The following is a 15,268-nucleotide window of genomic DNA, read 5'->3' as shown; positions in this document are numbered from 1 at the left end:
AACTAGATTAAGATTTAACTTAAAGGAGTGTGTTTTTTGTGGAAAAAATTAATTGTGAAGTAAATAATTGTTCACACAACAATAGTGGAGTTTGCTATTCAAATAGAGTTGATATTGGTGGAATGTCTGCAAGTAGTGAAAGAGGAACTTGCTGTGGTTCATTTTTACAAGAATCTCATTATAGTGACTTAACTAATAATACTAATTCTCAAGGAAAATGCGATGCTCTAACTTGCAACGTTGAAACATGTAATCATAACACTAACAAACTTTGTAGCCTAGATTCTATACAAGTAGCAGGTAATGGAGCCCAATTATATACTGAAACTAAATGTGCTAGTTACGATTCTAGAGAATAATTAGAATATATGATTAAGTGTTCTATATTCTAATATTCCTAACAATAGATATTCTGAAGAATATTTAAATATCTATTCTTCAGAATACCCATATATAATTTTAGACAGTTTATTTACATATAAAAACCAGTTCGATGATATTATATATTTTTTAGATTTCCTTTCCCATCATTATCATATTCTCAAAAGTTTTGAATCCATGCTTCTTATAAAAACCTTCTGTTTCATTAGTTTTAAGAGTCAGCAAAATCACTCTATCTATCCCCTTAGCTTTTAATCTTGTTATAAATTCACTCAGCAACTTTGAACCTATACCTGAACCTTTAATTTTAGGGTCTACACAAAGTTCTTTAATTTGAAAAAGTACTGCATCATAATAATATTCAATGCTTCCAAGTATCATTCCCACTAATTTTTCCTCATCAAATGCAACCAGTCCATTAAACCCTTCGCAATTTATCATCTGAGATATGCGTTTAGATGCACTTTCAATAGTCCATTTGTCATTCCACGGTTCACAATTAAAAGCTTTTACATAAACTTCTGAAATTTCTCTAATAATTTCTCTATCTAAATTTTTATATTCTATCATTTTATTACCCCTTATTTTATATTACAGGTATAAGCTATTTAAAAATTCTGTTCCTGATTTTGTTTTAAAGTATTTATTTTTTATACTTTCAATTTGAGGAGTTTTTATTTCATCTTCATAAATATTAACTAAAAAATCAGCTTCTATTAATATTTGATAGTCAATGCCATCAATTTTGCTATATGTATGATGATGCCCAATCAAATAGCATACTCTTTCAATAAATTCTTCACTAAAATTAAATTTTGAAAGCATTTTTTTTGCAACAGGAGGCCCTTCAAGCTCCTGATAATTTCCAGCAGAAGAATTGTATTTTTCTTCACTAATTTTTATTCCTATATCATGCATTACTGCAGCTACTTCTAAAATTTCCTGAGTCTTCTTATCTACATTTTCAATTTCCCCTATAGATTTAGCAAAAGAAAATACCTTTAAAAAGTGATTAACCCTTCTCGGATCTTTTGCATAGTATTTTATCATTTCATTTATTATAGTACTAATCTTTTCATTCATAATTACATTTTAGTCTGCAGCATACTTTAATAGTATACCCAGAGCTAATCCACCTTCCTTCTTAATAATATATCTTATTTAATTATTATACTAATTCATAAGATATATTAATATAGCTTTTATATTAATTCCTATACTTATAAGACTTATCTTTTGAAAAAACCAGCCTCTTCGTTAAATATTAATATAACTAACTTTAACTTCATCTTTTCTCTCTCTATATAAACTGCGCACATAAAAGATTATAAACTCACGTATTAACACTGGAAGCCTTTATAATTTTTTTGTACAAAAAAGTAACAACCACCCATTTGCTGAACAGTTGCTACTGTAATTTCCATATATTATATAATTCTAAAGTTCCTAATTTTCTATTGATAACACACTCGTAAACTATACTTAGACTATGAAATATCTTTTAACTAGAAATGAGTAATATACTTTTGTGGAATGTTTCATTGGTAATTTTGATAGATGTGATTCTTTGGCTATAAGTTGTTCCAAATGTGCTAGTTCAAAGCTTGTTCTTTGAAGCTAGCACTTTGGGTGCAACTTTATAGCCTTAGAATCACCTATCAGAATTACCTAGAAACTGGAACAAAAGTATGTTATTCATTTCGGTGAGTTATAAGCATAAGTATATATTATAGTTGGGTTATCTATATATGATATACAATTGATTCAAATGGTCTTAAATTTAACTCTTTATTTAATACACTACTATCTTTATAATTCGATATTAATATTTCACTCTTAGCACTTTTATTTGCATATTCATCAGGAATCTCTACTTTTGTACTTTCTCCATAAAAATTATTTATGACAAGTACTGTAGCGTCGCCTAAATTTCTTACATATGAAAGTACTTTATTATTTTCTTCAAGAATAAACTTTATACTTCCATTTGAAATCACTTCATAATCTTTTCTCAACCTTATTAGCTTTTGATAATGATAGAAAATCGAATCTTCATCCTTTAATGCTTGTTCAACATTTATTCTTTTATATTCACTGCTAACAGGTATCCATGGTTCACCTTTAGTAAATCCAGCATTTTCACTATCATCCCATTGTACTGGGGTTCTAGAATTATCACGAGATTTTGCTTTTAAAATCTGTAATATCTCTTCTTCAGATTTTCCTTGCTCTTTTAAAATATTATAATAATTTATAGATTCTACATCTCTATACTTCTCTATGCTATCGAAATAAGGGTTTGTCATTCCAATCTCTTCACCTTGATACACATATGGAGTCCCCCTCATCATGTGTATTGTAGTTGCCAGCATTTTAGCACTTTCTTTTAAATATTCTTTATCATTTCCAAACCTAGAAACTATTCTAGGCTGATCATGATTACACCAAAACAGAGCATTCCACCCATTTTGAATTTCTTCTTGCCAAGTTTTAAATAACGCCTTCAACTTCATAAAGTCAAAATCCATAACAGTCCATTTATCGCCTTTATAGTAATCAACTTTTAAATGATGAAAATTAAATACCATTGATAATTCTTTTTCTTCTGGATTAGAATATCTTATACAATTCTCAAGAGAAGTTGATGACATTTCTCCTACAGTTACAATATTTTCATATTTTCCATAGGTATTTTCATTAAGCTCGTGGAGATAGTCATGAATTTTAGGACCATCTGTATAGAATCTTCTTCCATCACCTTCTGAATCACTTTCAAACTTTTCTGGTTTTGAAATTAAATTTATAACATCAAATCTTAATCCTTTGACACCTTTTTTAAGCCAAAAGTTAACAACGCCATAAATCTCATTTCTAACTTCTTCATTATCCCAATTCAAATCAGCCTGAGTTCTATCAAAAAGATGTAGGTAATATTCATCAAACTTTTCTACATATTCCCATGCATTCCCACCAAATTTAGATTCCCAATTTGTAGGTGGTTTATCTTTTTCTGATTCTTTAAATATATAGAACTCTTTATATTTTCTATCTCCGCTTATAGCTTTTTTGAACCATTCATGTTCTGTTGATGTATGATTAAGTACCATATCAAGCATTACATATATATCTCTTTTTTCTGCTTCTTGTACTAATTTTTCAAAGTCTTCTAATGTACCAAAGCTTGGGTCAATATTATAGTAATCAGAGATATCATATCCGTTATCTACTTGAGGGGAAGGATAAAAAGGAGTAAGCCATATATAATCTATACCTAAATTTTTCAAATAATCTAATTTTTCTATTACTCCGTTTAAATCTCCAATTCCATCACCGTTTGTATCATAAAATGATTTAGGATATATTTGATAAATAGTACTTTTCTTAAAATCCTTCATAATTTCTTCCTTCCAATCCTAGCTTATTGCTTTCTTTTTCCCTACAATTACTGTAAGAACAAATGGTACTACTACTGCTACAAGCATTGCTAATGCAAATATCATCATGAATGCTGGTTTTATTGATAATATACCTGGAAGTCCTCCAACACCTATTGAGTTTGCCATTACGCCACTTCCAACTGAAATTATTGCTGCTATTGCTGATCCTGCCATTCCACAGAAGAATGGGAATCCATGTTTTAAGTTAACACCAAACATTGCTGGTTCAGTAACTCCAAGGTAAGCTGAAATGCAAGCTGGTACATTAACTTCTTGAGCTTCTTGATTCTTTCTTTGTAAATATATCATAGCTAAAACTGCTGAACCTTGTGCAATATTAGATAATGCTATCATTGGCCAAAGTGATGTTCCTCCAAATTGTGCCATTAATTGAAGATCTATTGCATTTGTCATGTGATGAAGTCCTGTAATAACAAGTGGTGCATAAAGGAATCCAAAGATTGCTGCAAAAATCATACCAAATGAAGATGTAAGTCCACCATATACTACTTTTGAAATAGCTGCACCAATTGCCCAGCCTATAGGTCCTATAACAATATGAGCTATCAAAACAGCTGGTACTAAAGCAAAGAATGGTACAACTATCATTGATATTGATGCTGGACTTATCTTTCTTGCACCTCTTTCAAGAAAGACTAATGCAAAACCTGCAAGTATAGCTGGTATAACTTGTGCTTGATATCCAATCATGTTTACATGTGCAAATCCAAAATCCCAGAAAGGTATTTTATCAGCTGGTGTACTTGCCACTGCATATGCATTTAAAAGTTGTGGTGAAACTAATGTAATACCTAAAACTATACCAAGAATTTGGGTTGTCCCCATTTTCTTTGTAATTGACCATGTAATACCTACTGGTAGGAAGTGGAATATAGCTTCTCCAATTAACCATAAGAAACTGTTTGTCCCAGCCCAGAACTGAGATACTTCAACTAAAGATTTTGTTCCGCCTTCTAATAATTTCATATCTCCGATAACATTTCTAAATCCTAAAATCAAACCTCCAACAATGATTGCTGGAATAAGTGGTGAAAATATTTCTGCTATATTTGCCATAAGCTTTTGTATAAAAGTCATATTGTTTTTAGCAACATCTTTTACCGCATCTTTGCTTACTCCATCTATTCCTGAAACTGCTATAAAGTCATTATAAAATGTTGATACTTCATTCCCAATTATAACTTGGAACTGTCCTGCTTGTGTAAATGTCCCTTTAACACTTTTTAATTTTTCAATTTCACTTACGCTAGCTTTACTTGGATCGTTTAATACAAATCTCATTCTAGTAACACAATGTGTAACTGCTGAGATGTTTTCTTTTCCACCAACTAGCTTTAATAGTTCTTTTGCATCATTTTGAAATTTCCCCATTATTAAAACCTCCAATTTGATTTTTATTACTTTAAAGAATAAGTTCATGAATATTAATACAATTTTGTTTTGTATTAGTCCAATTGAACAATTAATTAATAAATTTTATATTAAACCTAACATTTAAATGTTTACAATATCATAATAATCTATTTTAAACATATAGTCAATAATATTTTTAATATTTGTTTAAACAAATTTCTTGAAAATGTTTAGTATCTAGTATTTAAGCCATCTTACGAAGTAAAACAAATTCAAAATATGTTTAAACATATTTTAAATTTGTTCAAATAGCCTATTCAAATTTTAGTTTTTTCACCACTTTACTAACTCATCAAATCAAGTTTAAATTTACAAATCTACTAAAGGTTCAAATTCATATCTTTACTAGAAATCATAAATATTTTGATTCCGAAAAGCTATGAAAATATCGCTGGAGGTTCTAAGCAACTTTGTAAATATGTTCATCTAATAAGTCTAATTTTCAAGTTGTTTGTCTATATAGTGCAAATTATCTAGGTATTGAAGTACCTGACATTATCTTATAGTAATAAATTACACCAAGTAATTTATCACCTTATTATTTTAATTATTTAGTTAACTTATTAAAAAAAATAAAGTATAATATATTCATTAAAACCTATAGATAACACAATCATAAATTATAATTAGACTATGGAATACCTCACAACCAGAAATGAGTAATAAACTTTTGTAACCGCAAGGGTCATAATATGGAATGTTTCATTTCGGCGAGGTATACGCATAAGTATAGATTATGGTTGAGTTACCTATAGTACAAATATTTTATATATGCTCCAATGATAAATTTACATTTAAGATTCTAGTTGGATAAACGCTCAATTAAGTATAAGATGTAGAAATCCAATTGCAGCATATATACCCCAAGATAACTTAAGGGAGTGTTAACTTTGCCTAATGTAAAATTCAAAGATATATATCACATATTAAAAAGCAATATAGATAGTGGTAAGTACGATAATTCTATGATGCTTCCCACCGAAATGGAGCTAGTTGATAAATTTGAATGTAGTAGAAATACTGTTAGAAGAGCAATTAGTGAATTGAGTAAAGATGGATATGTTAAAAGCGTTAAAGGTAAGGGCGTAATCATACTAGAAAGCAGAGAATCAATAGAACTTCCTATTGGAAATCTACTCGGCTTGCAAGAATTACATACAAAAAAGAAATTCACTACTAGTGTTGTTCATTTCTCAAAAATAACTATAGATGAATCCTTATCAAGAATAACTGCTTTAAAATTAGATACTGAAGTATATCACCTTCATAGAATAAGATTCTATGATAATGAACCAATTATCCTTGATGTAAATTATTTTAGTGCTGATGTAGCAAAAGATTTGACTATAGAAATTGCTCAAAATTCCGTGTATGAATATATTGAAAAAGATTTAAATACAAAAATTCTTGCTTCAAAAAAGATTATTGTTGTTGAACATGCAACAGAATTAGATAAAAGATTTTTAGATTTAGGTACATATGATTGTGTTGCTGTCGTAAAAACATATGCTTATACTGATTCAGGTAAACTTTTTGAGTATACAGAATCTCGTCATAGACCAGATAAATTTGTATTTGTTGAATCATCATCTTTAAGAAAAAATATTTAATCATAGTAAATGACATTTTTTATTCTTTTATAGTATTTAACTCTAGTAAAATACTATAAAAGTTATCCGCTGATTTAATTACATTATATTTTCCTAAATACCAAAAAAACTTACTAAATAAATTTTTAGTAAGTTTTTTTTAATATAGATATTTCGTTAATGAAAATGAATTTATATTATTCTATAAAATTGCAAAGGTATGTATATTGCTTATTTAATTCTTTTTGATACCATTCTGTTTTTATTAAGCTTATATATGCATCAACTATCTTTTTTACTTGGCTTTCTTTTGTAATCTGCATGAATAATGCAAGAATAAAAAAAACTATAATTCCTATTGTAATGGCATTTTTTACATTATTAGTAAAATTGAATATAATTAATAATACTGCACCAATAGCTCCTGTAGCTATTGAATAATATGTTACGTAATCTATTCTATCTTTAGTTTTTACTATTTTCGCTTTTAATGTATCAACGATATGTACATCCTTAAATAACAAATCCAACTTATCTCTATATAAATCCATGAATTTAGACAACATATAGTTATATCTTTCAACATTACTACTTTCTAAGATTCTCATGCACATAATTAATGGATAAGGGTACTCAGCCACACTTTTATATACATATTCATTTCTTCTTTCAAGACTAGGAATCTTTACGCTTAATTCTCTATTTTCATCAAGAGTCAATTCATAATTGTCATTTACTAAACTTGTATAATTGTCTTTAATAATTTCTAATGACTTAGCCATTAATGTATTATTCCCATTCATTTTATTTAGCATGTCCAAAATCGTCATATTCTCTTCTCCCCTACTTTTTAAAATAAATGCTTCATCAGCTATATTATAGCATACTTTCCCAACGCATGAACATCAAGGATTTATTTTAGAACTTATTCCAATGTGTTTTTAAGTACCCCTATAGCTAATGTCATACCTTCATGCTTTATTTTGCTTATAATAACCTCTGCGCCTGCAAGATCAACAGAAGGCTCACAGACCCCAGTTATTCCAAGTGTTTTAAATACAAATTCACTTTTATCATATTTATCTTGAACGGTTTTTATTTCATCTTTGCTAAAAGTTTTGAATGGACAATTAATTCTTTCCGCTAATTTTATAATACCTTCTTCATTAGCTTTAATATCTACAGAAACAATTCTTGACACTGCTCTTATATCCAAATTATATTTTATTAAATTCGCATTTACAAAGTCATATAATTTTTCATAAGTTGTGCCTTTCCTACAACCGATACCCAAAACTATATCTTTCTTTATAAGTCTAAGTATCTTAGAATAATCAGTTCTTTCAATATCTTCATTGTTACTACTTTTTAAACAATGAGTTATCCAAATACAATCCTTTCTTAAGTACTGTATCTTTTCGTATCCATTACTGATTTTTATTATATTATAATCATCTTTAATTCCAATTATTTTTTTATCAATTAAAAGCGCCGCCATATATTTAGCCTTTTTTAAATCTTCAATAATCAAATTATTTTCTTTAGCTAAAATATCTGGGGCAATCAGCCCTAAATTATCACTTGCAGTGGTTATAATAGGCATAGAATTTAATATTTCTGATACCTTATAAGTAAGCTCATTGCCTCCCCCTAAATGTCCACTTAATATATTTATTGCATATTTACCTGATAGATCAACTACTACAATTCCCGGATCCTTATCCTTGCCTTCAAGAAATGGAGCTATTGCTCTTACTGCAATTCCTGTTGAAGATATAAATATAATACCTTCTGAATTATTCATAGCTTCTTTTGTAATAGTCTTTAAACTGAAATCTTCACCATATGCAAAAGTGTTTATTTCTGACTTCCAATTATTAATCTGATCTTGTGATGGATTATTTTCTTTTATATATAATCTTCCATTAAAGCTTTCTTTAAGCTTCAATGCTATATCTTTTCCCTTAGGCGATGGACAAATTATACTTATATTTTTACTAAGTGAATTTATTGCCTCACTTTGGGACTTTTTAGATAGTTCTTCATTATTTAGATTCATTACTTGTATCCTCAGCGTCTCTGAACATATGAGAAAAGCTCTTATCATATAACAAGCTTTTTTCAAAATCGCTATCAATAAAATCTCCAACTAATATTTGTGCACATTTAGTAATATTATTTTCCTTAACTTTTTCTGCTATATCATCAAGAGTTCCCATAATTACTCTTTGATCAGGCCATGTAGCTCTTTCAACTACAGCTATTGAAACATTCTTTTTATACCCTTTTCTAAGTTTCTCAACAACTTTGTCTATCATTGAAATAGATAAAAATATAGCCATTGATGCTCCAATAGATGCCAATGTTTCAAGATCCTCATTTGCTGGAACAGGAGTTCTTCCCTCAATCCTAGTTAAAATTACAGTTTGTGATACTCCTGGTAAAGTAAATTCTCTATTTATAGCAGCTGCTGCACCTGTAAATGAACTTACACCTGGAACAACTTCATAAGGTATACTAACCCTGTCAAGCTCAACCATTTGCTCTCTTATAGCTCCGTAAATTGATGGATCACCTGTATGTAGCCTTACAACTAACTTTCCCATTTGTTCTTCCATGGTCATTATTTCCATTACATCTTCTAAAGTCATATTAGCAGAATTATAGATTTGAACGTCTGGTCTACAATATTCTAAATGTTCTTTTGAAACTAAAGAACCAGCATATATTACTACATCTGCTCTTTCTAATAAATCACGACCTCTAACTGTTATTAAATCAGCTGCTCCAGGACCTGCCCCTATAAAATAAATCATGCTTAAAACACTCCTTTTTTAATATTAATTTAACTAATATTTTATTATATTTATTCCCTGTTTGCTATTATTAAAGACATATAATCTCTAAGTTTTAGTATTTCTTCTCTTTCAGTTAAAACAGTCTCGCCCTCTCTACCAACTCGACTTGCATAAACATAATCAAAGCCTTTTTCTTCTAATGTATTTATAACTTCTTCTTCATGCTTGTATACTTTCATTATTACAACAAACTTTTCATCTGTTATTTCCTTCACTTTAGTAGCTGGCATAACCACTAGCTTCTCGTCACCTACAACTAAAGTCCTATTAACTAGGCTCGCAGCCGCACAAAAAGATGTTATTCCAGGAATTGTTTGAACATCAAATCCACAATCTCTAACATGCTTTAACATATGACTATATGTACTGTAAATATACGGATCTCCAATAGTTAAAAATGCAACATCCTTTCCTTCTTTAAGCCTCGCTTCTATAAATTCATAAGCCTCCAATGCTTTTATTACTCTATCTTTCTTCCCCATTGGAAAATGCTTTACAATAACTTCAGTACCTGGTTTTATATATTCCCTAGCTGTTTCAAGCGCAATGCTTTCCCCACCTTCAGTAGCCGATGGTGCAACTACAACTTGACACCTTTCTATTGTTCTTACTGCCTTTACAGTTAAAAGTTCAGTATCTCCAGGTCCTACACCTATTCCGTATAATGTTGCCATTTTATAATTCCTCTCTTCCTAAGTAACTACATATGTATATATTATTATTTTAATTCTAGTTACCGATATCATATTATCTTTATTTATACACTTTTATTTATAACAACTATGTATTATTTTATCTTAAAAATCTTTATTAAATTATACTTAATTCCTTATACATTGAATTATATATATTGGATTATTAGCTATCATCATTAAAGTATCTTCACGGTTTTTACTTATATTAACTAACGAAATTTCAATTTTATAATCTAGTTTCTTCATGACCTCAATTGCTCTGTATGCATTGTCTAAGGTAATAAAATTCATAACTATCGTGCCTTTTTTTACTACGATTGCATTTACCTTAAGTAATATCTCCTCTAAATGCCCGCTGCTTCCTCCAATGAATATAGAATCGAATTTTAAACCTTGAAAAATCAAAGTATCCAAAACTCTACTTGCTTCTTTATTTAAAATCTTTACATTATCACATTCAAACTTTTCCACATTAGTTTCTGTAATTTCATATGCTTCATAATTTTTTTCTATTGCAAGCACCTTACCGTTTTTTGAGATTTTAGCAGCTTGAACTGTAATACTCCCTGTACCACTTCCAACATCTAGTACTAAAGAATTATCTGTTAAGTTCATTTTCGCAATTGAAAGTATTCTTATATCTTCCTTTGTCATTGGGCAGTTTCCTCTAATAAACTCTTCATCTTTTATAAAAACCATGAAAATTTCCTCCTCTATTTCAGGTATTAATCAAACGTCAACGTCACACAAAAATCATTATAAGTTCTATCGACTTGTTCTATCTACTATAAACACACTCAGTGAATCATATTTTTTATTCATAAATTCCTCTGGAGTTCCATTAGTTATAATCTCATCTTCATAGGATAGATTTTCTCCTATTGCAACTTTACATCTAACTTTTTCTTTATGCAAAATTTCACATAAAATAGCAGGATTATTCTCTTTATCTGTAAGCCAAATGCTTAAGTCGTGATTATTAACCAAAGTCAAAAACTCTTCTTTTCTTCCATGCAAACTTCCTAGGTACGCATTATTCCAGGACATATTTAATTTACATGTCAGATATTGAAAAGAGCTTATCCCTGGTATTACTTGAAATTCTAAAGTTGCTTTACTTTTTATATAATTTGTTATCCCATAAAAAGTTGGATCACCAGATGCAACAATTGAAATAATCATACTTCTATTTTTCTCATCACATATATATTCGTTAATATCACTTAGCTTATTTATATATATTTTTTTATTATCTACAAACTCTAAGGAATCCAATGCTCTTTTAAAGCCTATTATTATATTAGATTTTTTTAATATTTCCAAGGCCTTAGGCATAATATAATCTCTGTGTCCAGGACCAAGCCCTACAATATAAATCATTTTTGTGTCCCCCTATGAAAGCTTAATTAACTTTTTAATATTAATCCCTAAAATATTTTACATAATCCATAAACTAATGAATTATTCTAAAATTTATATTGAACTTTATTATTAATTATCCTTAATGGACTTCCATAATAAAATCGGATTTGATGCGCCATAATACATTACAGCGTCAACTTCTAGCTCTCCATAAACATGCTCTTTGATTTTTTGAACTATTTTATTTCCAATGTTCTCATAGAGTTTGTCATATCCATCTCCAAGCATTTTAACTGCACCTTCACATGTCTTTTCCTCAAGCACTCTTTTTACAAGTGACATATCATATCCAAGAAGTGCAAGTTCTAATGCAATAACTTCAAGCCTCACTCCATTGACCTTACTGTGGGTATTAAAGCATCCATAAGCTATTTTACTCATCTTTCCTATGTGTCCAACTATTATAATAGACTTAACTTTACATGAAACACAAGTCTCTAATGCAAATCCTATAAAATTTGAACATGTTACCACTTCTTCCTGTTTAAACCCAAGTTCCTTACAATAATTATCGCCTAAATTTCCAAAAGTTAAAACTAATCTTTCATTATTTATTGCTTTTTGGGTAATTTCTATCTTTATGGAGGCTTTAAGTGCATCTTCTGACATAGGATATACAATTCCTGTTGTCCCAAGAATAGAAATCCCACCTTCAATCCCAAGCCTAGGATTAAAAGTCTTTTTTGCTACTTTTTCTCCTTGAGGCACTGAAATTATCACTTCAACTCTTTCTCCCGGAGGTAACACTTTCAATACTTCTTCTTTTATCATCTTTCTAGGAACAGGGTTAATAGCCGCTTGTCCTTTAGGAATAAAAAGCCCATCCTTAGTGACAATTCCAACTCCTGTTCCGCCTTTAAGCACTACTCTTTCTAACTCATCTTCTTTTTCTGCTCTGCTATCTTCAACTAAAACACTATCAAACTTTTGCAAGTCTTCATTTTGAAATATTTTATTATCTATTGGTTTGATCTTTTTAACCATGGCCTTTATTTCTATTCCATGAGTGTTATCAGGGTCATCTCCACCATCTTTTAAAATAGTACACTCAACATAATCATCAAATTTTTCTATTAATTCTATAGGCATTGTTACATCAATTCCTTTAGGAGTTGCAATCTCTATAGAATTAAGATTTTTCTCTTTATTAAATAAGATAATTGTTGCTGCTTTTGCTGCTCCAGCACTACAAGAACCTGTCGTATATCCACATCTTAACCTTTTTCCATCTACATCAACGTACATTTCAAACATAAAAATCACCTCCTGACATCATTAACTTTTTAACTATCTTTAATCTAATAAATTTAATTATCTTGAAACCACCATGTACATAAGGGCATTAACTATTGCTGCTGCAACAGTGCTTCCACCTTTTCTTCCTTTAATTCTTATGTAAGGTATATTAAGCTCATCCATATTTTCCTTACTTTCTGCAGCTCCAACAAAACCTACTGGCGCAGCTATTATAAGCTTTGGTTTTGCCTTTCCTTCTTTTATTAACTCTTTAAGCCTAAAAAGAGCTGTTGGTGCATTACCAAAAACGAATATATCTACATTATCCATGCAAGCTTTTTCGACCGCTGCCATGCTTCTAGTAATGTTTTTTTCCTTTGCTTCTTTATGAACTATTTCTTCATTCACATAACAGATGACTTCACTATTAGTTTTAGCTAAGGCCATTTTATTAATTCCGTTTAAAGCCATATTAGTATCCGTATAGATCTTTGCACCTTGTTTAAAAATACCTTTTGCAGTTTCAATTGCTGTTTCACTTATTTCTACCAAATCTTTATATTCAAAGTCTGCAGTAGTGTGAATAGTTCTTTTAACTATAAGCAGTTCTTCTTCACTAAATGAATGCACCCCCATTTCGTTACCAATAATCTCAAAACTTTTTTCTTCAATTCCCATAGGATTTTTTAAATATTCCATATATTTTTAGCGAGGGGTTTAACAAACACCTCACAAAGCTCACCTCTTTCCAAGTTTAATAAATTGATTAATAGTTAACCAACGCTTTTAATAATTCTTCATTTCCAAGAAAGTTTATATGGGCATATCCTCCTAATGTATTATTTTTAAAGTATCCGCATTTCCACTTTAATACTTCCCCATTATATAAAGTTTTTTCTACATCATATACATTGTCCTCATCTAAATCTACCTTTGACTTATGAAATTCATGAGCATTAACTTCAACTTCATTATCTTCTAAGCTCATATTATTAAAGCATTTGTTATCTATCTTAACCTTACAGTAACCAAAATTCTGAAGCTTGTTAGTCATTGTGCTATCCCCGTTAAAAAAACCAACCATTTCTGATCCATCAATTGATTCTGTAAGATACATAAGTCCACCGCATTCTGCATAACATCTCAAGCCGCCATCTAAGGCTTCTTTAATGCTTTTTCGCATAGAATAATTGTTTTCCAATTCCTTTTTAAAGACTTCTGGATATCCTCCACCTATATATAAAAAATCTAAGTTTTGTGGCAATTCTTTATCATTGATTGGACTAAAATAAACTACCTCACCCAAGTTTTCTAAAGCTTCCAAATTATCTTTATAATAGAAACTAAACGCCTTATCTAAAGCTACTCCTATTTTAAAATTTCTATTTTTAGATTCTTCTTTTAAACTTTCAAAACTTTTTTGTTTATCATCTACTTTAAATGAATTGTTAAAATTACCATCTGTATTTATTTTATACTCCTGAGTTGCATTTATAATTTCATCTATATCTACATACTTTTCCATTAAATTTGCACATATATCTAATTTTTCTTCAAGATTAAGAATTTCCATACTCTGAACAAGCCCTAAATGCCTGCTGCTTAATGCTATTTCTGGCGTTTTAGGAATATATCCAAAAACTTTTATATTACAATTCTTTTCTATTGAATACTTTAATAAATTATAATATTTTTCACTTACAGAATTTAATACGACCCCAACAATATTAGCATCCTTATAATTTTTAAAACCGCTAATTTCAGCGCATATACTTGCACTTTGCCCCTTAGGAGACAACACTAGAACTATCGGCATATTTCCTAAAAGTTTTGAGACATGATAAGTAGAACCTTTTTCACTTGCTCCAATTCCGTCATATAATCCCATAACACCTTCTATTATACCAATATTTCCAGAACCTTTTTGAAAACTTTTTTTCACACCTTCTTCACCCAGTAAGAAAGTATCAAGATTTCTTGAAGCTATCCCTGTGACTGCTTTATGAAATGCTGTATCTATATAATCCGGTCCTACCTTATAACCTTGTACATGAAAATTTCTACTTTTAAGTACTTTCATAAGCCCAAGAGTAAAAGTAGTTTTTCCTCCTCCGCTGCAATTGGAAGATATAATTATAGACCTCATATTATTTTCCTTTCTGTACTAACAAGACTTTTAAACTCTGCCTAAATACCTGCAAAGAATTTTGCAACTA

The 15,268-nt window shown here is 29.7% G+C and carries 15 protein-coding genes; 2 read left to right on the top strand and 13 right to left on the bottom strand.

Annotation, left to right across the window (positions count from 1 at the left end; translation table 11 throughout):
- The first annotated feature begins 38 nt into the window (after positions 1 to 38).
- Positions 39 to 359: a DUF1540 domain-containing protein gene (locus AXY43_RS26965; protein WP_012058540.1), complete on the top strand. Its 321-nt coding sequence runs from the start codon at positions 39 to 41 to the stop codon at positions 357 to 359.
- Positions 360 to 510: 151 nt separating this feature from the next.
- On the opposite strand, the gene AXY43_RS26960 is transcribed toward AXY43_RS26965, so the two are convergent.
- From AXY43_RS26960 to treP, 4 genes are all read right to left on the bottom strand, one after another.
- The gene (locus AXY43_RS26960; RefSeq protein ID WP_105412470.1) at positions 511 to 951 is read right to left on the bottom strand and encodes a GNAT family N-acetyltransferase; all 441 of its coding nucleotides are present in this window, start codon (positions 949 to 951) and stop codon (positions 511 to 513) included.
- 21 nt (positions 952 to 972) lie between these two features.
- Positions 973 to 1,464, bottom strand: a complete 492-nt coding sequence (locus AXY43_RS26955) for an HD domain-containing protein (RefSeq protein ID WP_105412469.1) — start codon at positions 1,462 to 1,464, stop codon at positions 973 to 975.
- A 659-nt stretch (positions 1,465 to 2,123) separates the two neighbouring features.
- Positions 2,124 to 3,776 (bottom strand): alpha,alpha-phosphotrehalase, encoded by a 1,653-nt coding sequence (gene treC / locus AXY43_RS26950; RefSeq protein ID WP_105412468.1) that lies wholly within the window; start codon positions 3,774 to 3,776, stop codon positions 2,124 to 2,126.
- An 18-nt stretch (positions 3,777 to 3,794) separates the two neighbouring features.
- Entirely contained in the window at positions 3,795 to 5,210 is a 1,416-nt protein-coding gene (gene treP / locus AXY43_RS26945) for a PTS system trehalose-specific EIIBC component (protein WP_038457529.1), read from the bottom strand.
- Between the two features lie 932 nt (positions 5,211 to 6,142).
- On the opposite strand from treP, the gene AXY43_RS26940 reads away from it, so the two are divergent.
- Positions 6,143 to 6,862, top strand: coding sequence for a UTRA domain-containing protein (locus AXY43_RS26940; protein WP_012058535.1), 720 nt, complete (start codon positions 6,143 to 6,145; stop codon positions 6,860 to 6,862).
- 176 nt (positions 6,863 to 7,038) lie between these two features.
- On the opposite strand, the gene AXY43_RS26935 is transcribed toward AXY43_RS26940, so the two are convergent.
- The 9 genes from AXY43_RS26935 to AXY43_RS26895 all read right to left on the bottom strand — a co-directional run bounded on the left by AXY43_RS26935 (position 7,039) and on the right by AXY43_RS26895 (position 15,198).
- Positions 7,039 to 7,671 (bottom strand): hypothetical protein, encoded by a 633-nt coding sequence (locus tag AXY43_RS26935; RefSeq protein WP_012058534.1) that lies wholly within the window; start codon positions 7,669 to 7,671, stop codon positions 7,039 to 7,041.
- A gap of 95 nt (positions 7,672 to 7,766) precedes the next feature.
- The gene (cbiG, locus tag AXY43_RS26930; RefSeq protein WP_105412467.1) at positions 7,767 to 8,900 is read right to left on the bottom strand and encodes a cobalt-precorrin 5A hydrolase; all 1,134 of its coding nucleotides are present in this window, start codon (positions 8,898 to 8,900) and stop codon (positions 7,767 to 7,769) included.
- The gene (gene cobM / locus AXY43_RS26925; RefSeq protein ID WP_041897259.1) at positions 8,887 to 9,657 is read right to left on the bottom strand and encodes a precorrin-4 C(11)-methyltransferase; all 771 of its coding nucleotides are present in this window, start codon (positions 9,655 to 9,657) and stop codon (positions 8,887 to 8,889) included. The genes cbiG and cobM overlap by 14 nt, the downstream gene beginning before the upstream one ends.
- A gap of 50 nt (positions 9,658 to 9,707) precedes the next feature.
- Complete coding sequence (locus AXY43_RS26920; protein ID WP_077306626.1) at positions 9,708 to 10,373, bottom strand: cobalt-factor II C(20)-methyltransferase; 666 nt, start codon at positions 10,371 to 10,373, stop codon at positions 9,708 to 9,710.
- A 147-nt stretch (positions 10,374 to 10,520) separates the two neighbouring features.
- Positions 10,521 to 11,093, bottom strand: a complete 573-nt coding sequence (gene cbiT, locus AXY43_RS26915) for a precorrin-6Y C5,15-methyltransferase (decarboxylating) subunit CbiT (RefSeq protein WP_105412466.1) — start codon at positions 11,091 to 11,093, stop codon at positions 10,521 to 10,523.
- Positions 11,094 to 11,159: 66 nt separating this feature from the next.
- Positions 11,160 to 11,774 (bottom strand): precorrin-6y C5,15-methyltransferase (decarboxylating) subunit CbiE, encoded by a 615-nt coding sequence (gene cbiE / locus AXY43_RS26910; RefSeq protein ID WP_105412465.1) that lies wholly within the window; start codon positions 11,772 to 11,774, stop codon positions 11,160 to 11,162.
- Positions 11,775 to 11,885: 111 nt separating this feature from the next.
- Positions 11,886 to 13,070, bottom strand: coding sequence for a cobalt-precorrin-5B (C(1))-methyltransferase CbiD (gene cbiD, locus AXY43_RS26905; protein ID WP_105412464.1), 1,185 nt, complete (start codon positions 13,068 to 13,070; stop codon positions 11,886 to 11,888).
- A gap of 57 nt (positions 13,071 to 13,127) precedes the next feature.
- Positions 13,128 to 13,751 (bottom strand): precorrin-8X methylmutase, encoded by a 624-nt coding sequence (locus AXY43_RS26900; protein WP_077856500.1) that lies wholly within the window; start codon positions 13,749 to 13,751, stop codon positions 13,128 to 13,130.
- Between the two features lie 67 nt (positions 13,752 to 13,818).
- Positions 13,819 to 15,198, bottom strand: a complete 1,380-nt coding sequence (locus tag AXY43_RS26895) for a cobyrinate a,c-diamide synthase (protein WP_105412463.1) — start codon at positions 15,196 to 15,198, stop codon at positions 13,819 to 13,821.
- Positions 15,199 to 15,268 lie beyond the last annotated feature (70 nt).

Origin of the sequence: Clostridium sp. MF28, from assembly GCF_002969175.1 — a bacterium.
GTDB classification, from domain to species: domain Bacteria; phylum Bacillota; class Clostridia; order Clostridiales; family Clostridiaceae; genus Clostridium; species Clostridium beijerinckii.
This window is presented reverse-complemented; position numbering and strand designations above follow the sequence as displayed.